The 23,638-nt window shown below is 67.8% G+C and carries 22 protein-coding genes; 3 read left to right on the top strand and 19 right to left on the bottom strand.

Translation table 11 applies throughout. The features are described 5' to 3' along the window. Nucleotides 1-108: 108 nt before the first annotated feature. Nucleotides 109-981 carry a LysR family transcriptional regulator gene (locus RXV90_RS06890; protein WP_316647770.1) on the bottom strand — a complete coding sequence of 291 codons (873 nt, stop codon included), beginning with the start codon at nucleotides 979-981 and terminating at the stop codon, nucleotides 109-111. Nucleotides 982-1,214: 233 nt separating this feature from the next. Here RXV90_RS06890 and RXV90_RS06885 point away from each other — a divergent pair, with 233 nt between their 5' ends. From RXV90_RS06885 to RXV90_RS06875, 3 genes are all read left to right on the top strand, one after another. Next, nucleotides 1,215-1,484 carry a DUF4242 domain-containing protein gene (locus RXV90_RS06885; RefSeq protein WP_316647769.1) on the top strand — a complete coding sequence of 90 codons (270 nt, stop codon included), beginning with the start codon at nucleotides 1,215-1,217 and terminating at the stop codon, nucleotides 1,482-1,484. 191 nt (nucleotides 1,485-1,675) lie between these two features. Beyond that, nucleotides 1,676-2,911 (top strand): MFS transporter, encoded by a 1,236-nt coding sequence (locus RXV90_RS06880; protein ID WP_316647768.1) that lies wholly within the window; start codon nucleotides 1,676-1,678, stop codon nucleotides 2,909-2,911. A gap of 33 nt (nucleotides 2,912-2,944) precedes the next feature. Beyond that, a complete protein-coding gene (locus tag RXV90_RS06875) occupies nucleotides 2,945-3,670 on the top strand; it encodes a hypothetical protein (RefSeq protein WP_316647767.1) in 726 nt (241 codons plus the stop codon). Between the two features lie 91 nt (nucleotides 3,671-3,761). Here RXV90_RS06875 and recN read toward each other — a convergent pair whose 3' ends face one another. The 18 genes from recN to RXV90_RS06785 all read right to left on the bottom strand — a co-directional run bounded on the left by recN (nucleotide 3,762) and on the right by RXV90_RS06785 (nucleotide 23,634). After that, on the bottom strand, nucleotides 3,762-5,420 hold the full coding sequence (gene recN / locus RXV90_RS06870; RefSeq protein WP_316647766.1) for a DNA repair protein RecN: 1,659 nt from the start codon (nucleotides 5,418-5,420) through the stop codon (nucleotides 3,762-3,764). Nucleotides 5,421-5,439: 19 nt separating this feature from the next. Then, nucleotides 5,440-6,297: an outer membrane protein assembly factor BamD gene (locus RXV90_RS06865; protein WP_316647765.1), complete on the bottom strand. Its 858-nt coding sequence runs from the start codon at nucleotides 6,295-6,297 to the stop codon at nucleotides 5,440-5,442. A 75-nt stretch (nucleotides 6,298-6,372) separates the two neighbouring features. After that, nucleotides 6,373-7,299: a UDP-3-O-acyl-N-acetylglucosamine deacetylase gene (gene lpxC, locus RXV90_RS06860; protein ID WP_316647764.1), complete on the bottom strand. Its 927-nt coding sequence runs from the start codon at nucleotides 7,297-7,299 to the stop codon at nucleotides 6,373-6,375. 233 nt (nucleotides 7,300-7,532) lie between these two features. Next, nucleotides 7,533-9,101 carry a cell division protein FtsZ gene (gene ftsZ, locus RXV90_RS06855; protein WP_316647762.1) on the bottom strand — a complete coding sequence of 523 codons (1,569 nt, stop codon included), beginning with the start codon at nucleotides 9,099-9,101 and terminating at the stop codon, nucleotides 7,533-7,535. 381 nt (nucleotides 9,102-9,482) lie between these two features. Next, the gene (gene ftsA / locus RXV90_RS06850) at nucleotides 9,483-10,817 is read right to left on the bottom strand and encodes a cell division protein FtsA (protein WP_316647761.1); all 1,335 of its coding nucleotides are present in this window, start codon (nucleotides 10,815-10,817) and stop codon (nucleotides 9,483-9,485) included. A gap of 3 nt (nucleotides 10,818-10,820) precedes the next feature. Then, the gene (locus tag RXV90_RS06845) at nucleotides 10,821-11,684 is read right to left on the bottom strand and encodes a cell division protein FtsQ/DivIB (protein WP_316647760.1); all 864 of its coding nucleotides are present in this window, start codon (nucleotides 11,682-11,684) and stop codon (nucleotides 10,821-10,823) included. After that, nucleotides 11,672-12,595 (bottom strand): D-alanine--D-alanine ligase, encoded by a 924-nt coding sequence (locus RXV90_RS06840; protein ID WP_410482349.1) that lies wholly within the window; start codon nucleotides 12,593-12,595, stop codon nucleotides 11,672-11,674. The genes RXV90_RS06845 and RXV90_RS06840 overlap by 13 nt, the downstream gene beginning before the upstream one ends. Nucleotides 12,596-12,635: 40 nt before the next feature. Further along, nucleotides 12,636-13,574, bottom strand: a complete 939-nt coding sequence (gene murB / locus RXV90_RS06835) for a UDP-N-acetylmuramate dehydrogenase (protein WP_316647758.1) — start codon at nucleotides 13,572-13,574, stop codon at nucleotides 12,636-12,638. Continuing rightward, entirely contained in the window at nucleotides 13,571-13,828 is a 258-nt protein-coding gene (locus RXV90_RS06830; RefSeq protein ID WP_316647756.1) for a DUF2484 family protein, read from the bottom strand. Before RXV90_RS06830 ends, murB begins: the two co-directional genes overlap by 4 nt. Then, nucleotides 13,825-14,091: a DUF2484 family protein gene (locus tag RXV90_RS06825; protein ID WP_316647755.1), complete on the bottom strand. Its 267-nt coding sequence runs from the start codon at nucleotides 14,089-14,091 to the stop codon at nucleotides 13,825-13,827. Before RXV90_RS06825 ends, RXV90_RS06830 begins: the two co-directional genes overlap by 4 nt. Continuing rightward, the gene (locus RXV90_RS06820) at nucleotides 14,088-14,381 is read right to left on the bottom strand and encodes a hypothetical protein (protein WP_316647754.1); all 294 of its coding nucleotides are present in this window, start codon (nucleotides 14,379-14,381) and stop codon (nucleotides 14,088-14,090) included. Before RXV90_RS06820 ends, RXV90_RS06825 begins: the two co-directional genes overlap by 4 nt. After that, on the bottom strand, nucleotides 14,378-15,796 hold the full coding sequence (gene murC / locus RXV90_RS06815; protein ID WP_316647753.1) for a UDP-N-acetylmuramate--L-alanine ligase: 1,419 nt from the start codon (nucleotides 15,794-15,796) through the stop codon (nucleotides 14,378-14,380). Before murC ends, RXV90_RS06820 begins: the two co-directional genes overlap by 4 nt. Next, complete coding sequence (gene murG, locus RXV90_RS06810) at nucleotides 15,793-16,887, bottom strand: undecaprenyldiphospho-muramoylpentapeptide beta-N-acetylglucosaminyltransferase (RefSeq protein ID WP_316647752.1); 1,095 nt, start codon at nucleotides 16,885-16,887, stop codon at nucleotides 15,793-15,795. The genes murC and murG overlap by 4 nt, the downstream gene beginning before the upstream one ends. After that, complete coding sequence (ftsW, locus tag RXV90_RS06805) at nucleotides 16,887-18,053, bottom strand: putative lipid II flippase FtsW (protein ID WP_316647751.1); 1,167 nt, start codon at nucleotides 18,051-18,053, stop codon at nucleotides 16,887-16,889. The genes murG and ftsW overlap by 1 nt, the downstream gene beginning before the upstream one ends. A 101-nt stretch (nucleotides 18,054-18,154) precedes the next feature. Beyond that, nucleotides 18,155-19,552 (bottom strand): UDP-N-acetylmuramoyl-L-alanine--D-glutamate ligase, encoded by a 1,398-nt coding sequence (gene murD, locus RXV90_RS06800; RefSeq protein ID WP_316647750.1) that lies wholly within the window; start codon nucleotides 19,550-19,552, stop codon nucleotides 18,155-18,157. Nucleotides 19,553-19,600: 48 nt separating this feature from the next. After that, the gene (gene mraY, locus RXV90_RS06795) at nucleotides 19,601-20,686 is read right to left on the bottom strand and encodes a phospho-N-acetylmuramoyl-pentapeptide-transferase (protein ID WP_316647749.1); all 1,086 of its coding nucleotides are present in this window, start codon (nucleotides 20,684-20,686) and stop codon (nucleotides 19,601-19,603) included. A 24-nt stretch (nucleotides 20,687-20,710) separates the two neighbouring features. Beyond that, a complete protein-coding gene (locus RXV90_RS06790) occupies nucleotides 20,711-22,147 on the bottom strand; it encodes a UDP-N-acetylmuramoyl-tripeptide--D-alanyl-D-alanine ligase (protein ID WP_316647748.1) in 1,437 nt (478 codons plus the stop codon). Further along, nucleotides 22,144-23,634 (bottom strand): UDP-N-acetylmuramoyl-L-alanyl-D-glutamate--2,6-diaminopimelate ligase, encoded by a 1,491-nt coding sequence (locus RXV90_RS06785; RefSeq protein ID WP_316647747.1) that lies wholly within the window; start codon nucleotides 23,632-23,634, stop codon nucleotides 22,144-22,146. Before RXV90_RS06785 ends, RXV90_RS06790 begins: the two co-directional genes overlap by 4 nt. Between the last annotated feature and the right edge of the window lie 4 nt (nucleotides 23,635-23,638).

Below are 23,638 nucleotides of genomic sequence, written 5' to 3'. Positions count from 1 at the left end.
CAAAGTTAACTCAAGACGCCATCCCTTTTCGCTGGCGGGATCATGGCGAAATGAGCCGGGGAAAGCAATGGATTGGAGCGTTCGGGCGCGGTACAGGCGCGCCCCTGCTCAGTCGGGCCAGGGGAAGGTGTGCAGGCGGCGGGCCATGGCATTGAAGGCGGGCGGGTGCTTGCGCCCGGGCACGGTGACGAGGGAGACCTCGCGCGCCAGGCTCGGCTCGACCAGCGGGGGCTGGACGAGCCCCGGCAGGGTGACCGAGTATTCCGGCATGAAGGCGAAACCGATGCCGGCGTGCACCATCGCCTGCACCCAGTCTTCGCGTTCTGAGCGGAAGCGGGCGTAAAGTTCGATCCGTTCGGCGTCGAGGACCGCCAACACCATGTCGCGCAGCTCGCACGAGAGACGATCGACGTAGTTTTCGCCCGAGAGTTCCCTGAGCGGGACCGCGTTTGTCTGCGCGAGCCGGTGGCCCGGGGGAAAGGTGACGACGTAGCGCTCGGTATAAAGCGTGTGGACGTTGTAATCGCGCGCGATCTCTTCGGTTTTCGACAGGATGGCCGCGTCGATCTCGCCCCGGTCGAGCTGGGCGACAAGCTGGGTTTGCGGGGCTTCGGTGAGCGCGATCTCGACGCTTTGGTGAGCGCGGTAGAATTCGGAGAGGAACTGTGCCAGCCGGAGGTACCCGAGCGTCGAGACGACCCCGAGCCGGATCGGTGCCTTGTTGAGAAGACGGTAGTCGCGGGCGAGCGCCTTGGTGGTTTCCGCGTGTTCGGAGATGTCGCAGAGATGCGGCAGCATCGACTTGCCGAATTTGGTGAGAAGGATGCGCCGGCCCTCGCGGGAGAAGAGCGGCGTGCCGAGTTCATCCTCGAGCGCGCGGATGCCCTTTGTCAGTGCGGGCTGGGTGACGTTGCAGGCGCTTGCGGCCTTGGTGAAGTTCAAGTGCTCCGCCGCCGCGATGACATAGCGGATCTGGGTCATCTCCACGGGACTGTCCCCCTCAATCTGCGCGACCGACCGGCGCGAAGCCTAGCACGGATGGCGCAGTCTCGCACGGATCATCCAAACTTCCGGGAATGGATCGATGACGGAGTTTCAGTTCCGGGGCGCGGGTATCCATGTTCTGCTGAACCCGAGGGTTCGGATTTGCGCCGGACCCGGGCCGGAACGTGATCCGCGGCCGAGATGCCGGAACAGCTTCGGGGGGACAGAAGATGACGTGTTACATGGTGGAACGGGATCTTGCCGGCATTTCCATGGAGGACCTCGGAAAGGCGCAGCAGGCCGCCATTCAGACGGCGGCCCGGATGTCGGCGGAGGGGCAGGATATTTCGTATATCCGCTCTGTGTTCTCGCCCGGCGACGGGCGCTGCTTCTGCCTCTTCGACGGAGAAAGCGCAGGCCAGGTTCAAAGCCTGAACGATGCGGCGGGTTTGCCCTATACGCGTGTCGTCGAGGCGATGGATTTGCCATCACCGACCTGAGCCCGCGTCTTTGCAGAAGGGTCAGGCGCGTCTTCCACCCATGCCTCGGAGGCGCGGCCTGACCCGACGCAACGCGCCCTGAGCGGGGGCGATGTCCCGAAAGCGACGGATCGCCGTCGAGTTCGGGACAGACCGGACGCGCCGGGGCGTCAGGGTGGGAGCACTTTCGAACGGACCCCCGCCCCGCACCCATGCGCCTACTGATTTCCTTTGCCGCCCTCTTCCTGTCGGTCGTGCTGCTGCAGCTCGGCTCCGGCGGGATCGCGCCGCTTGACGCGATCTCGGGCCTCGAGCTTGGCTTTTCGCGGGGCGAGATCGGCCTTCTGGGTTCGGCCCATTTCGTGGGCTTCTTCATCGGCTGCTGGTGGGCACCCCGGGTGATGGGACAGGTGGGGCTGAGCCGCGCCTTCGCCGCCTTCACCGCCGCGGGCACGATCGGGATCATGGCGCATATGATGATCGTCGATCCCTGGGCCTGGGCGGGAATGCGGGTGCTGTCGGGGTTCTGTGTCGCCGGATGCTACACGATCATCGAAAGCTGGTTGCAGGCGAAGGTGACGAACGAGACGCGCGGGCGCGCGATGGGCACCTACCGCGTGGTGGATATCGGCGGGTCGCTGGCCGCGCAGCTGATCATCGGGGTGCTCGAGCCCGCGTCCTACGTGGCCTACAACCTGCTTGCGATCGTCTGTTGTGCCGCGCTTCTGCCGCTGACGCTGACGCGTGCGACCCAGCCCGCGATCCCGGAAGCGCCGCGGCTGAGGCCGACACTGGCCTGGGCGCGGTCGCCCCTGGCCGCCGTCGGAGTCGTGGTGGCGGGGCTGACCACGGCGTCGTTCCGGATGGTCGGGCCGGTCTACGGCGTGGAAGTGGGCCTGTCGACCGACCAGATCGCGGGCTTTCTGGCCGCTTTCGTGCTGGGCGGTGCGCTGTGCCAGTACCCCGCGGGCTGGGCAGCGGACCGCTATGACCGGCGCTGGGTTCTGATCGGGCTGTCGGTGATGGCGGTGGCGGCGACGGTTGGAACATCGCTTCTGACCGGGCTTGGCAGTTCGGGGACGGCGGTGATTGCGGCCTCGGCGGTGATCGGGTTTTCGACCTTCCCGGTCTATTCCGTTTCGACCGCCCATGCCCATGACTTCGCGATGGATCACGAGCGGGTGGAATTGTCGGCGGCCCTTATGTTCCTTTACGCGCTAGGGGCGATCGCGGCGCCCTATACCTCGTCGCTTCTGATCGACGCGATGGGGCCGGCGGCGATGCTGTGGTTCATGTCGGGGGCGCATGTTGCGCTGATCGTCTTCGGCCTGATCCGGATGCGGGCGCGGCCCGCGCCCACGGAGGAGCGGACGCCCTATATCTATGCCCCGCGCACCTCGTTCCAGATCGGCAGGCTTCTGCGCAGCCTGCGCGAGCAGAAGCGTTGAACCCGCGCCGGGAAAGCCGGTAGTCTGGCGCCCATGTTGCGTGCCCTTGCCGTCCTGTGTCTCAGCGCCCTGCCCGCCCTTGCCGATCCGGTGCCGTTCCGGGAGATCGTCGAGCTTGAGGGGGTGCGGTTCACCATTCCGATGTCGGTGACGCTGGTGGCCGCCGACGAGACCGAGGTGGTGCTGACCTTCGACGGCGATCTGGGGCAGATTCAGGACAACCTGCCGGGGCTTCTGTCGCAGGTCGTGTCGGAAACCTGCGAGGAGCGGACGGCGGTGGCGGTGACCGGCGGGCGGGCAGAGGGGGCGGAGCTTGTGCTGGAAGGCCAGCTTCAGTTCCGGCGCTGGGCCTGCCCCGGGGATGACGCGGCCTCGCGGATCGAGCTTTTGCGGCAGACGGCGGATGTGACGGTGCGGCTTCGGGGCGAGATCCGGGCCGGGTGCCTGCAGATGCGGGTGGTTTCGGCGAAGCTGAGGCCCGACGGGCTGACCGGTGCGTTCCTGAATGTCACCGGCTGGACCGAGCGGCTGACGCGGGAGTTGGGGGCGTCGCTGAACGAGGCGCTGGGCGAGGAAGAGAACTGTATCCGCATCCCGCCTGAATTCGCTGTGTTCGACACGCGGGTGACGGGCGGCGGCTTCCGCGAGATCGGCGAGGGCCGGATCGGAGCACGGCTGAGGGCGCGGATGGTAGTGGATGCGGAGAAATTCATCCGGCTGGTGCATCTCTTGGGCCGGGAGGGGCGGCTGGGGGACTGAGCGCGGGGTTTTCCGCGGCGGAGGGGGCGCTGCCCCCGCCGCCCGTGCCGGGCGGCCCCCCGGAGTATTTCTGCCAAAATGAAGGGGTGGATCAGCCCGGGGCCGCATCGAGAAGCGCGCGGGCCGCGGCGCGGGCCTCGTCGGTGACCGTGTCGCCGGCGAGCATGCGGGCGATCTCGTCGACCCGGGCGGCGGCGTCGAGGGCGGCGACCGAGGAAAGCGTGGTGTCGCCGGTCACGGTTTTCTCCACCCGCCAGTGATGGGCGCCCGCCGCCGCCACCTGCGGCGAGTGGGTGACGACAAGGACCTGCGCGTCGGCCGCGAGTGCCGCGAGGCGGCGGCCCACCGCATCCGCCGTGGCCCCGCCCACGCCGCGGTCGATCTCGTCGAAGATGAGCGTGAGGCCGGTGGTGCCCTTCGTCAGGCAGACCTTGAGGGCGAGGAGGAAGCGGCTGAGTTCCCCGCCCGAGGCGATCTTCGACAGGGGCCCCGGCGGGGCGCCGGGGTTGGTGGCGACCGTGAAGGTGACGGTATCGGTGCCCTCGGGGCCCGGTTCGCCCGGCGCGATCACCACGCGGAAGGCCGCGCGTTCCATCTTCAGGGGCGCGAGTTCGCCGGCCATGGCCGCATCGAGCCGTTTCGCGGCCGCCGCGCGGGCCAGGGCCAGATCCGCCGCCGCTGTGGCATAGGCGGTGTCGGCGTCTTCGGCCGCCTTGCGGAGCGCCTTGAGATCCGCCGCGCCGCCGTCGAGGGCGGCGAGGCGGGCGCGCAGATCCTCGCGCACCTGGCCCAGATCGTCGGGTCGGACCCCGTGCTTGCGCGCGAGCGCGCGGATCGCGAACAGCCGTTCCTCGACCGCCTCGAGCCGGGCGGGATCGGCATCGAGCGCATCGAGCGCGCGGCGCACCCCGTCCTGCGCCTCGCCGAGTTCGGTGAGCGCGCGGGCCACGGCCTCGATCGGGCCGTCGAGCAGCCCCTCGGCGCGGGACGCCGCCGCCTCGAGCCAGCGTGCGGCGTCGGTGACGGGGCCTTCGGCCCCTTCGGGGCCGAGGGCGGCGTGGGCGCGGGCCACGTCTTCGCGGATCTTTTCGGCGCCCTGCATCAGGCGGCGTTCGGTGTCGAGAGCGGTATCCTCGCCCGGCTCGGGGGCGAGATCCTCGAGTTCGGCAACGGCGTGGCGGAGAAACTCCTCCTCCGCCTTCAGGGACTCGAGCCGGGCTTCGGCCTCGGCAAGGCCCGCGCGGGCGGCGGCGGCGGCGCGCCAGGCGGCGCGGGTGGCGACGCGCCCGCCTTCGAGCCCGCCGAAGGCGTCGAGCAATGCGCGGTGGCCGCGGGGGTTCAGGAGACCCCTGTCGTCATGCTGGCCGTGGAGTTCGACGAGGCTGTCAGAAAGCTGGCGCAGCACCTCGCCAGAGACGCGGCGGTCGTTGACCCAGGCGGTCTTGCGGCCCTCGGAGGTGTTGACGCGGCGGATGATGAGATCGTCCTCCGCCGGGAGCCCCGCCTCGTCGAGGATCGCGCGGGCGGGGTGATCGAAGGCGAGATCGAAGACCGCCGTCACCTCGCCCTGGGCCGCACCCTGGCGGACGAGATCGGCGCGCCCGCGCCAGCCGAGGACGAAGCCGAGGGCATCGAGCAGGATGGACTTCCCTGCCCCGGTTTCGCCGGTCAGCACGTTGAGGCCCGGCTGGAAGGCAAGGTCCAGCCGGTCGATGATCAGGATGTCGCGGATGTCGAGCTGTGTGAGCACCGGGGCGCCGTCCCGCCGGTCAGAGCCACTCGCCGCGGATCGTCTGGCGGTAGATCCGGCGCAGCCAGCCATCGCCGCGCGCCTCGGGCGTGAGCCCGCGGCCCGTGAGAAGAGCGTAGCTGTCCTCGTACCATTCGGTCGAGCGGAAGTTGTGGCCGAGGATCGCGCCGGCCGTCTGCGCCTCGTCCGTCAGGCCGAGCGAGAGATAGCTTTCAACCAGGCGGTGCAGGGCCTCGGGCGTTTGGGTCGTGGTCTGGAAATCCTCCACCACCACGCGGAAGCGGTTGACCGCCGCGAGGTAATGGCCGCGCTTGAGGTAGTAGCGCCCCACCTCCATCTCCTTCGCCGCGAGCTGATCGAAGGCGAGATCGAATTTCAGGATCGAGGAGCGGGCGAATTCGGTGTCGGGATAGCGCTCGATCACCGTGCGGAGCGACTGGAGTGCCTGGAAGGTGACGCCCTGGTCGCGACCCACGTCGTCGACCTGATCGTAATAGCTGAGCGCGATGATGTATTGCGCATAGGCCGCGTCGTCATCGGCGGGGAAGAAATCGATGTAGCGCTGCGCGGCGGCGCGGCTGGCCTCGTAATCGCGGTCACGGTGGAACGCGAAGGCCTGCATGATCAAAGCGCGCTTGGCCCATTCGGAATAGGGATAGAGGCGTTCGACCTCGCCAAAGAGTTCTGCCGCGTCGTCATAGTCGCGCGATGCGAGTTCCACTTCCCCGCGCTGATAGATCTGCTGCGCCGAGAGGGTTTCGAGATCGGGTTGGCGCCCGCCGCCGAATCCGAGGAACCCGCCGCCGCCGCAGCCACCGAGCGCCGTCAGCGCCACGACCGCAAGGCCGAGAGTTCGAACTTTCTTAAAACCGCCCATCACCGCGCCTGGCCGCCCCAAAACGTAGAGGTGGGTCTAGCACATAAAATGACGGTGCCAAACGCGATTTCAGGATCAGGCTGCAAGCGCCGGTGCGTCGTGGCGCGTAAGACCCGCTCCGGGCAGGCTGGCGGCCTGAAGCGGGGTGCATTCGACCATCCGGAGCGCGCCCGGGCGGGCGAAAAGCGTGCGAAGGAGCGCGTTCGTCATGGCGTGGCCCGAACGGTGCCCTTCATAGCGGCCGAGGATCGGCGCGCCGGCCAGCGCAAGATCGCCCAGCGCATCGAGCATCTTGTGCCGCACGGGTTCGTCCGCGTGGCGGAGGCCGCCGGGGGAAAGCACCTTGTCGCCCTCGAACACCACCGCGTTGATGCCGGGTGCGCCGCCGAGCGCGAGCCCGTTGGCCTGCATCGTATCGACATCGGCCTGACGGCAGAAGGTGCGGCTGTCGCAAAGTTCGTGCACGAAGGTGCCATTCGCCATGTTGAGGCGCTTGTGCTGGTGGCCGATGGCGGCATCTTCGAAATCGATCGAGAAATCGATCTCGAGCCCCGTGGCCGGCAGGAGGCGGGCAAACGCCTCGCCATTGCGGACTTCGACGGGGGCCAGGATTTCGAGGGCGCGCAGAGGTGCGGCCTGTTCCCGCAGGCCGCGGGCCAGGATCGCGCGGACGAATTCCGCCGAGCTGCCATCGAGAATGGGAACTTCGGGTCCGTCGAGTTCGATCAGAACGTTGTGGATGCCCGTACCGGCAATGGCCGCCATCACGTGTTCGATGGTGGAAACGGTGATGCCGTCGGCATTGCCGATCTTGGTGCAGAGTTCACCCGATACCACCGCATCCCAGCGGGCCGGGATTAGGTTGTCGCGATCCTGCACATCGGTCCGGCGGAACCAGATACCGAATTCGGCCGAAGCCGGGCTTAACGTCATCCGTACGGGGCAACCGGTATGGAGGCCGGTGCCCACGAAGGTGACGGGCGATTTCAAAGTCGTCTGCACGGGTCAGCCCCAATCTCGTCCCAGCACGCAGCTGTGTCTGCGCTTTGCCATTGCCGAGGGAATTACGAAGGGAGGCCCCAAATCTCAACTCAAAGATTGTAACCTTCTGAAACAAAGCATTGCAGGATGGGCGGCAAACTGCGCACAGCCGAAAAATCGGCCGGGAACCCATTGATAACAAAAGAAAAGGGCCAGCGCGTGCTGGCCCGATTCCGCAGATTTGTGACGTGGCGTCAGTTCGCCTGGCGCCTCAGGAAGGCCGGAATTTCGATCCGTTCGTCTTCCGGTGCAGGGGCCGGTGCATCGGGTTCGGCCTGCACCGGGGGCTGCCGGCGGATGGTTGCGGAGGCGCGTTCGGCACCTTCGGAGGGGTGCCCCGTCATCCGGTTGATCAGCGAGTTGATGCCGAAGCGGGGCCGTTCCTGGGCCGGCTGGGGGGCCGGGGCGGCGGGCCGCCGGGGGGCGGTTTCGGCCACGGTTTCCGGCGTTTTGCGGACGGCGGCCTGAAGCCGGGCCATGGCCTCGGGCGAGGGCATGCCGGGGCGCGGTGCCGCCGGGGCCTCTGCCGCGACATGGGGCATCGGGGCCTCAACCGGTTCCGGCTGGTAAGCTGGGGGCGGCAGGTCGTCTTCGACCCGGCTGCGTTCGGAGCGGAAGAAGGTGGGCTCGTCGGCCGCCGCCGGTTCGGGCTCGCGATCGAAGAGGCCCGGCGCTTCGCCGGTGTCCTCGGCCACGACGGCCTCGGGCTCTGCCATCTCGGGCTCGTCCTCGACATGGGCGTGGGCGAGCGGCTGGGCCATCGAACGGCGCGGCACGGGGGTTTCGTGTACATCCGCGGAGGCATCGATGCCGGTGGCCACGACGCTGACGCGCATGGTGCCCTGCATTGCGTCGTCGAGGGTGGAGCCGACGATGATGTTGGCGTCCGGGTCGACCTCTTCGCGGATCCGGTTCGCCGCCTCGTCGAGTTCGAATAGGGTGAGATCGGTGCCACCGGTGATATTGATGAGAACGCCTTTCGCGCCCTTTAGCGAGATCTCGTCGAGGAGCGGGTTGGCGATGGCCTTTTCGGCGGCCTGGATCGCGCGGTCTTCGCCCTCGCCTTCGCCGGTGCCCATCATGGCCTTGCCCATCTCGTCCATCACCGCGCGGACGTCGGCGAAATCGAGGTTGATGAGGCCCGGGCGCACCATCAGGTCGGTGACGCCTTTCACACCCTGGTAGAGCACGTCGTCGGCCATCGAGAACGCTTCGGTAAACGTCGTCTTCTCGTTGGCGAGGCGGAACAGGTTCTGGTTCGGAATGATGATCAGCGTGTCGACCATCTTTTGAAGAACTTCAACGCCTTCCTCGGCCTGGCGCATGCGCTTCTGGCCTTCGAACTGGAAGGGTTTGGTGACGACGCCGACGGTGAGAACCCCGAGTTCGCGCGCCGCCTGAGCGATGATCGGCGCAGCCCCCGTGCCCGTGCCGCCGCCCATACCGGCGGTGATGAAGGCCATGTGCGCGCCGGCGAGGTGATCGACGATTTCTTCGATCGTCTCTTCCGCTGCCGCCGCGCCAACCGTGGGCCGGGCGCCTGCGCCGAGGCCTTCGGTGACTTTCACACCCATCTGGATGCGGCTCGAGGCGGAGGACTGCGCGAGGGCCTGCGCGTCGGTGTTGGCCACCACGAACTCCACACCTTCGAGTTTCTTGTCGATCATATTATTGACGGCATTGCCGCCTGCCCCGCCGACACCGAATACGGTGATCCGCGGCCTCAAATCGGTCTTTTCGGGCATCATCAAATTCAGTGTCATCGCTCTATCCGCCTGTCGTTTCCGCCGCCCCGGGCCGGCGGCTCATCTTTGCGCCCAGATGCATGGGCGAAGTCCCTGATGGAGTGCCGTCACAGTACTGTTAACTGCCCCGAAGGTCATCCCGAAAATCGCGCCAAACCACAAAATATGGCGGAATTTCGACCGTCGCCCGCCGCATCTAGCGACACCCACAATATTTTGAGGTTCCGCAGTAAGATAGCGCGAAAACCTCACGTGGATGAGGGCGAAAGCGGCGCGGAATCCGCCGATTTGATCGATTTCGGAAGACTGCTCGGCCCTCCAAAGCCCTGTTCCGGGCCTTGTGGATAACCTAACAGATTCGCGGGCTTACGTCTCGGGGATTCGCAAACGCCGCTGCAATCACCAGTTGTCTTTGAACCACTTCACTGCCCTTTTGAGCGAGCGCGCCGGGATGCGGTCGCTCGGCATCTCGAAATCCCAGCATTCGTCCTGGGGATGGGCGGCGAAGAGGCAGAGGCCGACGGCCGCCGAGAAGGCGGCCCCGGTGGCGGCCTGGGGCAGGCCGTGGACGCGCAGGGGGCGGCCGATCCTGACCTGCTGGCCGAGGATCTTCGGGGCGAGCACGTCGAGCCCCGGCATCTGGCTGGCGCCGCCCGTGAGCACGATCTGCTGGGAGGGCAGGTGTTCGAAGCCCGCCGCGTCGAGGCGCTGGCGCACGTCTTCGAGAAGCTCCTCGACCCGTGGGCGGATGATGCCGATCAGTTCGGCGCGGCTGACGGTGCGGCGGTCGTGATCCCAGTCGCCGGTTTCGCCGCCCAGTTCGATCATGTCGCGGTCATCCATGCCCGTGGCGACGACGCCGCCGTGGAACGTCTTGATCCGTTCGGCGACAGCCAGCGGGATCTGGAGACCCTTGGAGATATCGAGGGTGACGTGATCGCCGCCCAGCCGCGCGGCATCGGCATAGATCATGTGTTTCTTGATGAAGATCGAGAGGCCGGTGGAGCCGCCCCCCATGTCGATGCAGGCCGCGCCCAGTTCCTGTTCGTCCTCGACGAGGCTGGAAATGCCGCTCGCGTAGGCCGAGTTCGCGATGCCCGCGACCTCGAGATCGCAGCGGTTGACGCAGTAGAGGATGTTCTGGACAAGCACCGTGTCGACGGTGAGCATGTGGAGATCGCAGGCCAGCCGGTTGCCGATCTGGCCGCGCGGATCGCCCATGCCGGAGCGATGATCGAGGGCGAAGTTCACGGGCTGGGCATGGACGATGTCGCGCCCTGCCCCGTAGTCGGGCACATCGCAGGCCGCGAGCGCGCGGGCCACGTCGGATTCCGAGACCGGTTCGCCATCAAGCTCGATCTCGCCCGCAAGGCCGTAGGAGCGGGGCTGGCCGCCCGAGAGGCAGACAATGGCATGATCGACGCGGACCATGGCCATTTTCTGCGCCGCCTGAACGGCGGTGCGGATCGCGCGTTCGGTTTCCCCCATGCTGTCGATTTCGCCGAGGCGCACCCCGCGGGAGCGGGTGGTGGCGGCGCCGATCACGCGGAAGGAGGACTGGCCCGCGAGCGATCCGATCCCTTCGGCGATATCGAGCTGATCGGTGCCTTCGAACCGCAGGATCAGGCAGGCGATCTTCGAGGTGCCGATATCGAGCACCGCGACGACCCCGCGCTGGATCGCGGCGCGCCGCATGGCGCGCATGGTGCGCTGGCTCTGGTACAGATCGGTCATTTGTTACTGGCTCCCTGAAAAGCGGGTTTCGCGGAAGGTTTCTGAGGCCGCCTCTCCCATCCGGAGGGTGGGGCGTTCGGGCGTGCGCATGTCGATGACGGTGAGGTCGCGGGCGAGGAGATCGCGCACCTCGTCGAGCGCGATGACGCGTTCGAGAGCGGGGACGGGGTTCGCCTCGGGCAGGAGGATCCGCTGATTGCGGTCGAGCACCACATCCCAGCGGCGTTCGCCGACGCGGAGAAGGCCGCGCATCCGGTCGCTCAGCGGTGCGGCGGCTTCCATCAGGGCGAGCGCTTCGGGCACGGCGGTTTCGGCGCCGTCGCCCGCAAGCAGCGGCAGGTCGGGCCGGTCGCTGCGTGTTGCGAGGCCCGCGACGCGGTGGCCGTGCTCGTCAAGGAGTTCGAGCCCGTCGCGGCTTCGCCAGACGACCGCAGGGATGCGTTCGGAGACGATGATTTCGAGGATACCGCCCGCACGGACGCGGACCGAGGCCTCGGCGATCGCGTCGATTTCTTCGGCACGGGCGCGGATCGCCTCGAGATCGAGATCGAAGGAGCTTAGGGGAAAGTCGATGGGCAGGATTTCGCGCAGGTCGGCCTGCACCTCGTCGGATGCCCCTTCGATCGACATGAGATTGACCATGAACTCGGGCCGCTGCTGGATTTCGCGGCGCATTTCGGCCGCGCCTTCGATGAGCGCCTCGCGCCGGTCCGCGTCGGAGGCCCAGATGCCGGCGGTGAAGGCGATGCAGGCGACCGGCAGGCCCCAGCGGAGGAAGATGCGGACGCCCGGCGTCAGCATCAGGCGCTGAAGCTTGTAGGCCGAGCGGGAGGGGGCCGGATCGCTCGGCCGCTTCAGCGGTCGCATGAGGCATCCTCCACGATCCAGCGGCAAAGCTCGGGGAAGGTGATGCCGCAATGGGCGGCCTGTTCGGGAGCAAGCGAGGTGGGCGTCATGCCCGGCTGGGTGTTGGTTTCGAGAAGGATGAGGCCATCGGCGCCCCGTTCCTCGTCCCAGCGGAAATCGGTGCGGCTGACGCCCCGGCATCCGAGCACGGCGTGGGCGCGGACCGCGTAGTCGTGGCAGAGCGCCGTGATCTCGTCGGGGATATTCGCAGGCACTTCGTGGCGCGAGCCGCCGGGGGCGTATTTGGCGTGATAGTCGTACCAGCCGTCGGTGATGATATCGGTGACGCCAAGCGCCCGGTCACCCATGACGGTGGTGGTGAGTTCGCGGCCCGGGGCGTAGGTTTCGACCATGAGCCGCGCGGGCAGGTTCGGGGCGAGCGTGGGCGGGCCGTTCGCGGTTTCGCGCACGATATAGATGCCGACGGAGGAGCCTTCGTTGTTCGGCTTCACCACATAGGGGGGCGGGAGGACGTGGCTGGCCTCGATCGCGTCGCGCTCTGCAATCACGCTGTCGACGACGGGAAGCCCGTGGGCGCGGAAGATATCCTTCGAGCGGGTCTTGTCCATCGCAAGCGCCGAGGCGAGGACGCCGGAATGCGTGTAGGGGATGCGGAGCCATTCGAGGATGCCCTGCACGCAGCCGTCTTCGCCCCAGCGGCCGTGCAGCGCGTTGAACACGACATCGGGGCGGAGCTTCTGGAGGTCTTGCGCGAGGGTGGAGCCTGCATCGAGTTCGGTGACGTCAAAGCCCGCTTCGCGCAGCGCGGACGCACATTCCGCGCCCGAGGACAGCGAGACCTCGCGCTCGGCCGATGGGCCGCCCATCAGCACCACAACATTCTGGGACGTCCTGCTCAACACTCCCGCCACTCGTTTCTTAACTGGCCCGGTGTTCCGGGTCCGCCTGCCTCTAGTTTTCAGGGGCCGGTTCGCCGACCCTCATGATTTCCCATTCTAACTTTATTCCGCTGGTTTGGAATACCTTTTCCCTTACCTTTTCGCCCAGCGCCTCGAGTTCGGCTGCGGTGGCGCCGCCGGCATTCGTGAGGAAGTTCGGGTGCTTTTCATTCATCACCGCGCCGCCCAGTGTCGCGCCCCGGAGCCCTGCGTCGTCGATCACCTTCCAGGCCTTCAGGTCGTGGGTGTCGTCCGCCTTGCCGGTGGAGGAATAGCCCGCCGGGTTGCGGAAGGTGGAGCCCGCGGTGCGGTCCTTCGTGGGCTGGCTTTCGTCGCGGCGTTTGAGCTGGTCGTCCATTTTTGCGGCAAGAGTTTCGGGATCGCCCTTCGGGCCTTCGAAGGTGGCTTCCGTCAGCACCCAGCCTTCGGGGAGGGTGGTTGCACGGTAGGCGAAGTTGAGATCGCTTGCCGTCAGGGTGCGGACCTCCCCTGCCCGACTGATGGCTTTCGCTTCGATGAAGTGGTCGGCGACGTAGGAGCCGTAGCAGCCCGCGTTCATCCGCACCGCCCCGCCGATGGCGCCGGGAATGGTGCGGAGAAAGGTGAGGTCGATCCCGGCCTCTGCCGCGCGGCGGGCGACATGGGCATCGAGGGCGGCGGCGCCTGCGGTGACACGGGTGCCGTCTGTCGTGATGGCGTTGAAGCCCCGGCCGAGACGGATCACGACGCCGCGGATGCCGCCGTCGCGGACGATGAGGTTCGAGCCGACGCCCATCGGGAAGACGGGGGTGGATTGGTCGAGGTCTTCGAGGAACCGGGCGAGATCGTCCGCATCCTCGGGCTGGAAGAGCCAGTCGGCGGGGCCTCCGACGCGGAGCCAGGTGAGATCGGCGAGCGGGCGGTCGGGGGTGAGGCGGCCGCGCACCTGCGGGAGGGAGAGCGTTTCGGTCATGGTTTCAGCCGCACCGCTTGCGCCTTCATCCAGCGGAAGAGATAGCGCACGGGCCAGCGCAGCACGGAAATGCCCGCGGCCAGCGCGACCATGCCGCCCCAGAAGCCGTTTTCGGCAAAGACGAAGATCAGGATGGGCAGGCCCACCGCGATCAGGAAGTAGGCGGCGGGCCAGTGGTGGCGGCGGGAAGGAAACATCGCGATCACCGAGGCCGTGACGACCCAGAGGCAGGCGAGGATGATCGAGAGGCTCATTCCGGGCGCTCCAGGGGCGGGGAGACGGGATGGCCGAGCGCCTTCTTCGCGAAGTAGATCAGCGGGCGGCGGAACATCGAGAGAAACGCGAAAAGCCCGAAGGCGGCGGGGACCCAGCCGTGTTCCGCCCCGATCCAGACGATCAGTACGGGCGCTGCGATCAGAAGGCAGATGCCGGGCGCATACTGGTGGCGCATGGGCAGCAGCGCGACGATGGCCGAAGCCAAAACCCACAGGGCGCCTATGAGAAGCGGCAGACTCACCCGTCCCGCCCGCCTGCCGCGCCGGTGGAGGGGCCGCCGTTGCGGGACGACAGAAGCCGGCGCAGGAGAAGGCCAATGCCGCTGCCCAGAAGAATGAGCGGCGAGGCCATGATCAGGAAGAATAGCCAGAAGAGGGGCGCCGTGATGTCACTGTTTCCCGCGCCGACGACCGACAGGACGGCGATCACGACAAACAGGGCCAGGGCCGAGACCGACCAGCGCCACGGGATGAAGGGCAGTGCCACGCCCAATGCCATGGGGATCGCGAATGCCGTGGTCTCTACGCTCATGCGGCCCCGCGCGAGAGCTTCTCCGGCAACCCATGCGCCCAGGTGGAGATCGTGCCTGCGCCGAGGCAGACGACGATGTCGCCGGGCCGCGCCTCTGTCTCGACGAGGGTGGCGAGGGCGCCTTCATCGTCGATCATCAGCGCATGGCGGTGGCCGTGGCGTTTCAGCCCCGCCACGAGATCTTCCGCCGTGGCGCCGGGGATCGGATCTTCGCCCGCCGCGAAGACCTCTGCGATCCCCACGACATCGGCATTCGAGAAGCAGCCGCAGAAATCCTCGAACAGCGAGGAGAGGCGGGTGTAGCGGTGGGGCTGGTGGACGGCGATGACGCGGGCGCCCGGTTCGATGGCCTGGCGCGCGGCCTTCAGCACGGCGGCGATCTCGACCGGGTGGTGGCCGTAATCGTCGATGATCGTCACGCCGTTCACCTCGCCCACCTTCGTGAAGCGGCGGTTGACGCCGCCGAAATTCGCGAGCGCCACGCGGATCTCTTCCGCCTTCAGCCCCAGATGACGGGCCACCGCGACGGCGGCGAGCGCGTTAGAGACGTTGTGGTCGCCCGGCATGGGCAATGTGCAGCCTTCGATCACCATACCCTCGCTCGAGAGCGCGATGTCGAAATGGGCGACGCCTTTCTTATAGGTGAGATTGACCGCGCGGATATCGGCCTGGGCGTTGAAGCCGAAGGTCACGACACGGCGATCGGTGATGCGGCCCATGAGCGCCTGCACCTCGGGGTGATCGGTGCAGAGGACGGCGAGGCCGTAGAAGGGGATGTTCGAGACGAAATCGGTGAAGCCCTTGCGCAGGTTCTCGATCGTACCCCAGTGCTCCATATGTTCGGGGTCGATATTGGTGACGATGGCGATGGTGGCAGGGAGGCGGTTGAAGGTGCCGTCGCTTTCGTCGGCCTCCACCACCATCCATTCGCCCTGCCCCACCCGGGCGTTCGAGCCATAGGCGTGAATGATGCCGCCGTTGATGACGGTCGGGTCGATGCCGCCCGCGTCGAGAAGCGCGGAGACCATGGTGGTCGTGGTCGTCTTGCCGTGGGTGCCTGCCACCGCGATGTTTGACCGCAGGCGCATGAGTTCGGCCAGCATCTCGGCCCGGCGGACGACGGGGAGGCCCCGTTCGCGGGCCGCGTCGAGTTCGGGGTTACCCGGCTTGATGGCCGACGAGATCACCACAACCTCGGCATCGACGAGGTTTTCGGCGCGCTGGCCCATGAAGATCCTGGCGCCCTTTTCGCGCAGGCGGTCGGTGATCTTCGACGGCTTCAGATCCGAGCCCTGCACGACATAGCCGTGGTTCAGAAGCACCTCGGCGATCCCCGACATGCCGATGCCCCCGATCCCGACGAAGTGGATCGGGCCCATTTCGGTCGGCAGTTTGGTGGCGGCTGCTGCGTTCATGGGACGGGTCCTCTCAAGGCTTCTACCATATCCGCGAGGCGTTCGCTGGCGTCCGGCCGCCCGGCGGTGAGCGCGTTTCGCGCCATGAGGTCTGCCGCCTCGGGATCGGTGAGAATTCGGGTGATTTCGCCTGCGAGCGTTTCGGGCGCAAGCTTCTTTTCCGGAATGAGGATGGCCGCCCCCGCCTCGACCAGGGCACGCGCATTGGCGGTCTGGTGATCGGCGGTGGCGGCGGCGTAGGGGACGAGGATCGAGGGACGCCCGATCACCGAAAGATCGGCCACCGAGGAGGCGCCCGCGCGGGAAATCACGAGCTGCGCCTCTGTGAAGCGGCGGGCGATATCCTCGAAGAACGGTTTGACTTCGGCCGAAATGCCCTCGTCGTCGTAGAAGGCGCGCACGCGATCCTCATCCTCGCCGCGGGCCTGGTGCGCGATGCGAAGGCGGGCGCGGATCTCGGACGGCAGGTGCGCCGCGGCCTGGGGCACGACATCGGAGAGGATGCGCGCGCCCTGGCTGCCGCCGATCACCACAAGCTTCAGCGTGCCGTCATCGGGCGGCGTGTAGGCCGCCCCCTGGCGTTCGAGCACGGCCTTGCGCACCGGGTTGCCCGCATGGTGGCCGATGACGCCCGCGGGCAGGCGCGTGGGCCAGGCGCCACAGGCCACCGCGTTCACGCGGCGCGCGAAGGCGTGGTTTACGCGCCCCAGTACGCCGTTCTGTTCGTGGATCATCGTCGGCACGCGGGCGAGGATCGCGGCGGAGAGCGCCGGGATCGTGGGGTATCCGCCGAAGCCCACCACCACGGCGGGCCGGTCGGTCAGCATGCCGGCAAAGGCGCCGAAGACGCCCCAGCCGATCCGGAACGGCATGGCGAGCTTCGCCGCCGCCCCGCCGCGCGCGGGGGTGGCGGATGTGACGCGGGTGATATCAACGCCCACGGGGAAGCCGCCGGCATAGCGCGCGCCCCGGTCGTCGGTCGACAGGCGCACCCGCCAGCCGCGTTTCAGAAGCGTCTCGGCCAGCGCCTGGGCGGGGAACATGTGACCGCCCGTGCCGCCCGCGGCGATGACGCACAGCGGCGCGGCCATCAGCGGATGCGCCCTTTCAGCGCGTCGCGGATCTCGCCCTGGGGCCGGGTGCGGGTGAAGCAGAGGAGGATGCCGAGCGTGATGCCCGCGGCAATCAGCGACGAGCCGCCGTAGCTCACGAAGGGCAGCGTCATGCCCTTGGCGGGAAGAAGCCGCACCGCGACGGAGAGGTTGATTATCGCCTGGATGCCGAAGACGCAGGCGAGACCCGCGCCCGCGAGGCGGATGAAGGGATCACGCTCGCGCATCAGACGGATCAGCGAGCGGATCACCACGGTGGCGAAAAGCCCGATGATGAAGAGCACGAGGATCAGCCCGTATTCTTCCGCCGCGACCGCGATGATGAAATCGGTATGCGCATCGGGGAGCGACCATTTCACCCGCCCCTCGCCGATCCCCACGCCGAAGAACCCGCCCTCCTGAATCGCGCCGGTGGCGTAGCCGAGCTGTGTGGTAGGATCGACATCCGCCGACAGGAAGCCGTCGATGCGGCGGGCGAAATGCTCGGAATTGTTATAGGCGACGGAGCCCGCGAAGAGGACGATCATGGCAAGCCCGATCAGCACCGTCAAAGGCGCGCCGGCCACGAAATACATCACCCCCCAGGAAAACAGGATCAGCGCGGACTGGCCGAAATCGGGCTGCATCGCGAGGAAGGCGCAGATCACTATGGCGAGGAGAAGCGAGATGCGCTTGCCCGGGGGCCCCTGCAGATCCTGGCTGGCCGCGATCAGCCAGGCCGCCACGACGATGAAGCCGGGTTTGAGGAATTCGGACGGCTGGACCGAGCCGAAGCCCAGTGAATACCACCGCGTCGCCCCCTTGCCGAAATCGGTGCCGAAAAGCGGCAGGAACATGAGCGCCACGAAGGAGGCCGCAAAGCCCAGCGTCGCGAGGCGGCGCACCTGAACCGGGGGGAGCATCGAGACGACGATCATGGCGATCAGCGCGAGCGAGCCGAACAGCGCCTGGCGTTCGACGTAATGGAACGGATCGAGCCCGTTGCGTTCGGCAAGCGGCGGAGAGGCGGCGAGGCCCAGAAGCATGCCCACACCGAACAGGAGAAGCACGCAGGTCAGCGACCAGCGATCCACCGTCCGCCACCAGCGGGGAAGGATCGGTTCACCATCCCTCACGGCGATGGACCCGTGCACCATTTCGGTCATGGTTAAACTGCCTCGACTGCCCGTACCGCCCGTTTGCCGGGTCTGCGGGCAAGTGTAACGTCAGAGCAGAGGAAGTGCCAGCAAAAGCTGGCCTTCGCGGGTCAGCCGAGATCGGCGACGCGGGCCGCGAAATCCTCGCCCCGGCGCTCGAAATTGTCGTACTGGTCGAAGCTGGCGGCGGCGGGCGCGAGAAGGACGGTGTCGCCCGGCGCGGCCTCTTCCGCCGCGCGGGCCACGGCGGTTTCCATCGTGGTGCAGATCTCGTGCGGGATCTCGCCCAGCAGGAGCGCCACATCCTCGGCCTGCCGCCCGATGACATAGGCCTTCAGCACCTCGCCCGCGGCGTCGAGCGCGGGGCCGAGCCCGCCCTCCTTCACCTGGCCGCCGACGATCCAGCGGATGCGTCTGAAGGCGCGCAGCGCCTGGGCCGCGCTGTCGGCATTGGTGGCCTTGGAATCGTTGACGAAGCGCACGCCGTTCCGCTCGGCGATGAGCTGGCTGCGGTGGGGGAGGCCTTCGAAGCTGCGAAGCCCCGCCTCGATCGTGCGCGGCGCGAGGCCGAGCGCGCGGAGCGCGGCATAGGCGGCGCAGGCGTTCTGGTGATTGTGCGCGCCGGGGAGGCCCGGAATGTCGCGCAGATCGATCGCTGCGATCTGGCGGCCCTTGCGGCGTTCGGCGAGGAACCCCTTCTTCGCGGCCACCGACCAGCCGGGGCCCGTGAGCGCGCGGGTACCCGAGATGCGGATCACCCGGTCGTCGCCGGGGCCCTGGGCAAGCTGGTTCGCGAGATAGCGGCCTTCCGGTTCGTCGACGCCGATCACGGCGCGGTCGGGCCCGCCCTCGGCGAAAAGCCGCCGCTTGGCCGCGAAATAGCCGCCCATGCCGCCGTGGCGATCGAGGTGATCGGCAGTGAGGTTGGTGAAGACCGCGATGTCCGGGGTGAGCGCGCGGGCGAGATCGGTCTGGTAGGAGGACAGTTCCAGTACGATCACCGCCCCGTCGCCGGGGGGATCGAGATCGAGGACGCCGCGCCCGATATTGCCGGCCAGATGCGCCTCCCCCCCCGCCTCGGCGAGGCAGTGGTGGAGAAGCGCGGCGGTGGTCGATTTTCCGTTCGAGCCGGTGACGGCGATCACGCGGGGCGGGCGGTCGAAGCGCGCCCAGTCTTCCGTCCCGAGCGCGGCGAAGAAAAGACCGATATCGTTGTCGACAGGCACGCCCGCCTCGAGCGCGCGGGCGATCGCCGGGTGCGGCGCGGGGTAGAGGTGGGGAATACCGGGAGAGACGACCAGGGCGGAAAGGCCATCGACCGCACCCTCTTTCGAGAGATCGCGCAGGGCGAAGCCTTCGGCCTCCGCCGCCGCGCGGCCCCCTGCCCCGTCGTCCCAGGCCACCACGTCGGCGCCACCAGCGCGGAGCGCGCGCGCCGCCGACAGGCCGGACCGGCCGAGCCCCAGCACGCCAACCCTGTGGCCCACATATCCCGGAACCTCGATCACCTGGGGGCCTGCTTCTTCATTTTGGCAAAAATACTCATCTGGCCCGCCCTATCGCACCTTGAGCGTCGCCAGCCCGATGAGCGCCAGAATCAGCGAGATGATCCAGAACCGGATCACGATCTGCGGCTCTGCCCAGCCCTGTTTCTCGAAATGGTGATGGATCGGCGCCATGAGGAAGACACGTTTGCCCGTGCGCTTGAAATAGGCGACCTGGATGATGACCGAGAGCGCCTCGACCACGAAAAGCCCGCCGACGATGGCCAGCACGATCTCGTGCTTGGTGGCGACCGCGATGGCGCCGAGGGCCCCGCCCAGCGCAAGCGATCCGGTATCGCCCATGAAGACGGCCGCAGGCGGCGCATTGTACCACAGAAACCCGAGGCCCCCGCCGATGAGACCGGCGGAGAAGATCAGGATCTCGCCCGTTCCCGGGACGTAATGGACGTCGAGATATTCGGTGAAGTCGACCCGGCCGACCGCGTAGGCGATCACCCCCAGCGTTCCGGCCGCGATCATCACCGGCATGATCGCGAGCCCGTCGAGCCCGTCGGTCAGATTGACCGCGTTGGCCGCGCCGACGATCACGATCATCGCGAAGGGCAGAAAGAGAAGCCCGAGGTTCAGAAGCACATCCTTGAAGACCGGCAGCGCCAGCCGGTAGGTCAGGTCGTCGGGGTGAAGCCAGGCCGCCCACCAGGCCGCCATCAGCGCGATCCCGAAGCCGATCGCAAGCCGCACCTTGCCCGGCACGCCTTTCGTGTTGTTTTTCGCGACCTTGGCGTAATCGTCGGCAAAGCCGATCATGCCGAAGCCCGCCGTCACCAGAAGCACGATCCAGACATATCCGTTGTCGAGCCGCGCCCAGAGGAGCGTGGAGACGAGAAGCGCGGAAAGGATGAGAAGCCCGCCCATGGTGGGGGTGCCCGCCTTGGTCGTCAGGTGGCTTTCGGGGCCGTCCTCGCGAATGGGCTGGCCCTGTTTCTGGCGCCGCCGCAACAGGTTGATGAGCGGGCGCCCGAAGAGAAAGCCGAAGACGAGCGCTGTGAAGAAGGCCCCGCCCGCGCGGAAGGTGATGTAGCGGAACAGGTTGAAGACGTCGCCGCCGTCCGAGAAATTCGTCAGCCAGTACAGCATGCGCGCTCCCTCACCTCCTGCCGCTCATGTCTCGTCGGGACCCGGATACCCGAGCTTGCGGATCGCCTCGACCACGAGGCTGACCTTCGAGCCTTTCGACCCTTTCACCAGCACCACGTCGCCGGCATCGACGAGGTGATGGGCCTCGGCGGCAAGCTCTTTCGCGGTTTCGGTCTTCCGGCCCCGCTGATGTTCCGGCAGCGCCTCCCAGAGAAGCGCCATGCGGGGGCCGACGCAATGCACGGTGGTCACGCCCCGGAGCCCCGGGTGATCGGCGATCTCGCGGTGCATGCGCACCTCGTCCGGCCCAAGTTCGAGCATGTCGCCCAGGATCACGATCCGCCGACCGCGCGAGACGCGGCCCACGTCGTCGACGGGAGCGATCGCGGCAAGCACGTCGAGCGAGGCCACGACCGAGGCGGGGTTGGCGTTGAAGGCGTCGTCGATCAGATCAATCGTCATGTGATCCTCGACCGGGTCGAGATAGATCGTCTCGCGCGTGCCGCGGCCGGCGGGCGGGGCCCAGCGGCCGAGATCATGGGCGGCGATGTCGGGATCGGCGCCCGCGGCCTCTGCCGCCGCGAGGACGGCAAGCGCGTTCAGCGCCACGTGGCGGCCCGGCGCGCCGATCTTGAAAAGCATCGTGCGGCCGCCGTGATGGGCGCGGATGACGCTTGATCCCGGGTTCAGAGTGATGTCGTCGGCGTGGAATTCGGCGTCTTCGGCGGTGCCGAAGCCGATCAGGCGGCCGGCATGGGCTTTCGCCGTGGTTCTGAGGATACCGGCGGTGCCCACATCCGCGTTGAAGATCGCCGTGCCGTCCGGCTCGAGCCCCTGGAAGATCGAGGCCTTTTCGCGGGCGATGCCCTCGATGCTGTCGAAGGCTTCGAGATGGGCGGGGGCGATGGTGGTGATCACCGCGATATGGGGCCGGGCGAGGCGCGAGAGCGGTGCGATCTCGCCGGGGTGGTTCATGCCGATCTCGATGATCGCGAATTCGGTGTCGGCGGGCATGCGGGCCAGCGTGAGCGGCACGCCCCAGTGGTTGTTGTAGCTTGCCTCGGCGGCGTGGACGCGGCCCTGCCCCTGAAGGGTATCGCGCAGCATTTCCTTGGTCGAGGTCTTGCCCGCCGAACCGGTGATGGCGATCACCCGCGCGTCCGTGCGGGCCCGACCCGCGCGGCCGAGATCGGTGAGCGCGGCCAGAACGTCATCGACGATCAGTAGCGGCGCATCCTTGCTGACCCCCTGGGGCCGGTGCGTGACCATGGCCCCTGCCGCGCCCATTGCCAGCGCGTCGGCCACGAAATCATGCCCGTCGCGCACGTCCTTCAGGGCCACAAAGAGATCGCCGGGCTTGAGCGTGCGCGTGTCGATCGAAACACCGCCCGCCTGCCAGTCGCGGGTCGTGCGGCCCTGCGTGGCCGCGGCCGCCTCGGAGGAGGACCAGAGCACGCTCATGCCCCGTGACCGTCGAGGGCGGCGACAGCGACGGAGGCCTGTTCGACATCGTCGAAGGGATAGACGGTATCGCCCACCGTCTGCCCCGTTTCGTGCCCCTTGCCCGCGATCAGGAGCGCGTCGCCCTGTTCGAGCATGTCGACGCCCCTGAGGATCGCTTCGGCCCGGTCGCCGATCTCGCGGGCGCCCGGGCAGGCGGCGAGGATGGCGGCGCGGATCTCGGCGGGATCCTCGCTTCGCGGATTGTCGTCTGTGACGATGGCGATATCGGCATGTTTCGCCACCGCCTCGCCCATCAGCGGGCGCTTGCCGCGGTCGCGGTCGCCGCCCGCGCCGAAGACGACGATCAGGCGGCCCATGACATGGGGACGGAGCGCGCGGATCGCGGTGGCGAGCGCATCGGGGGTGTGCGCGTAATCGACGAAGACGGCCGCGCCGTTGTCGCGCGTGGCCGCAAGCTGCATCCGACCGCGCACGGTGGTGAGCATGGGCAGCGCTTCGAACACCTCGGACGGTGCGCAGCCCGACGCGATGGTGAGCCCCGCCGCGACGAGCGCGTTTTCGGCCTGGAAGCCACCGATGAGCGGCAGGCGCACCTGGCGCGCCTCGCCGTTCCAGGAAAACCGCAGTTCCTGCCCCGTCACATCGAAGCGCTGTGCGATGAGGCAGAGGGCCGCGTCATTGTCGCGACCCACGGTCAGGATATCGCAGCCCCGGCCCTCGGCGATGGCCACGACTTCGGGCCCCATGGGATCGTCGGTGTTGACGACCGCTGTCCCGTCCTCGGGCAGGACACGATCGAAAAGCCCCGCCTTGGCGGCGAAATAGGCCTCGAAGGTTTCGTGGTAATCCAGGTGATCCTGGCTGAAATTCGTGAAGCCGGCGGCGACGAGTCGGACCCCGTCGAGCCGGCGCTGGTCGAGCCCGTGGGAGGAAGCCTCCATCACCGCGTGGTCGATGCCCTCGGCAGCGACCTCGGCGAGGATGCGGTGGAGCGTGATCGGTTCCGGCGTGGTGTGCAGCATCGGGGCGAGGAAGGACCCTTCGACGCCGGTGGTGCCGATGTTCACCGCCTCGATGCCCATCGCGTTCCAGAGCTGGCGGGTGAAGGCCGAGACGGAGGTTTTGCCGTTGGTCCCCGTGACGGCGACGACCGCCTCTGGTTGCTGCCCGAACCAGAGGGCGGCGGCGAAGGCGAGGGCCTGGCGCGGGTCTTCCGTGACAATCACGGGAATCGCGGCCTCGCCCAGCGCCCCGCGGGCGATGCGGGCGCCGTCGCGATCCGTCAGGATCGCCGCCGCCCCCGCCTTGGCCGCGTCCGCCGCAAACCGCGCGCCGTGGGCGTTGACGCCGGGAAGGGCCGCAAAGACCTCTCCTGCCCGGACGCTTCGGCTGTCGACGGAAAGCCCGGTGACCTCAATGCCGTTGCTGCCCGGGACCGCGAGGCCCAGTGCGCTTAACGTCTTGGTTTCCGACCGGGTCGTCATGCTC

It is taken from the genome of Ovoidimarina sediminis (assembly GCF_032586175.1).
In the GTDB taxonomy this organism is placed as follows: Bacteria; Pseudomonadota; Alphaproteobacteria; order Rhodobacterales; family Rhodobacteraceae; genus Ovoidimarina; species Ovoidimarina sediminis.
Note: the sequence above shows the minus strand (reverse complement) of the source record. Positions and strands in the feature narration are given on the sequence as shown.

Coding starts and splice junctions, on each gene's coding strand:
- RXV90_RS06890 (WP_316647770.1), bottom strand. CDS start 981: ATGACCCAGATCCGCTATGTCATCGCGGCGGCGGAGCACTTGAACTTC.
- RXV90_RS06885 (WP_316647769.1), top strand. CDS start 1,215: ATGACGTGTTACATGGTGGAACGGGATCTTGCCGGCATTTCCATGGAG.
- RXV90_RS06880 (WP_316647768.1), top strand. CDS start 1,676: ATGCGCCTACTGATTTCCTTTGCCGCCCTCTTCCTGTCGGTCGTGCTG.
- RXV90_RS06875 (WP_316647767.1), top strand. CDS start 2,945: ATGTTGCGTGCCCTTGCCGTCCTGTGTCTCAGCGCCCTGCCCGCCCTT.
- RXV90_RS06865 (WP_316647765.1), bottom strand. CDS start 6,297: ATGGGCGGTTTTAAGAAAGTTCGAACTCTCGGCCTTGCGGTCGTGGCG.
- ftsZ (WP_316647762.1), bottom strand. CDS start 9,101: ATGACACTGAATTTGATGATGCCCGAAAAGACCGATTTGAGGCCGCGG.
- ftsA (WP_316647761.1), bottom strand. CDS start 10,817: ATGACCGATCTGTACCAGAGCCAGCGCACCATGCGCGCCATGCGGCGC.
- RXV90_RS06845 (WP_316647760.1), bottom strand. CDS start 11,684: ATGCGACCGCTGAAGCGGCCGAGCGATCCGGCCCCCTCCCGCTCGGCC.
- murB (WP_316647758.1), bottom strand. CDS start 13,574: ATGACCGAAACGCTCTCCCTCCCGCAGGTGCGCGGCCGCCTCACCCCC.
- RXV90_RS06830 (WP_316647756.1), bottom strand. CDS start 13,828: ATGAGCCTCTCGATCATCCTCGCCTGCCTCTGGGTCGTCACGGCCTCG.
- RXV90_RS06820 (WP_316647754.1), bottom strand. CDS start 14,381: ATGAGCGTAGAGACCACGGCATTCGCGATCCCCATGGCATTGGGCGTG.
- murC (WP_316647753.1), bottom strand. CDS start 15,796: ATGAACGCAGCAGCCGCCACCAAACTGCCGACCGAAATGGGCCCGATC.
- murG (WP_316647752.1), bottom strand. CDS start 16,887: ATGGCCGCGCCGCTGTGCGTCATCGCCGCGGGCGGCACGGGCGGTCAC.
- ftsW (WP_316647751.1), bottom strand. CDS start 18,053: ATGACCGAAATGGTGCACGGGTCCATCGCCGTGAGGGATGGTGAACCG.
- mraY (WP_316647749.1), bottom strand. CDS start 20,686: ATGCTGTACTGGCTGACGAATTTCTCGGACGGCGGCGACGTCTTCAAC.
- RXV90_RS06790 (WP_316647748.1), bottom strand. CDS start 22,147: ATGAGCGTGCTCTGGTCCTCCTCCGAGGCGGCCGCGGCCACGCAGGGC.
- RXV90_RS06785 (WP_316647747.1), bottom strand. CDS start 23,634: ATGACGACCCGGTCGGAAACCAAGACGTTAAGCGCACTGGGCCTCGCG.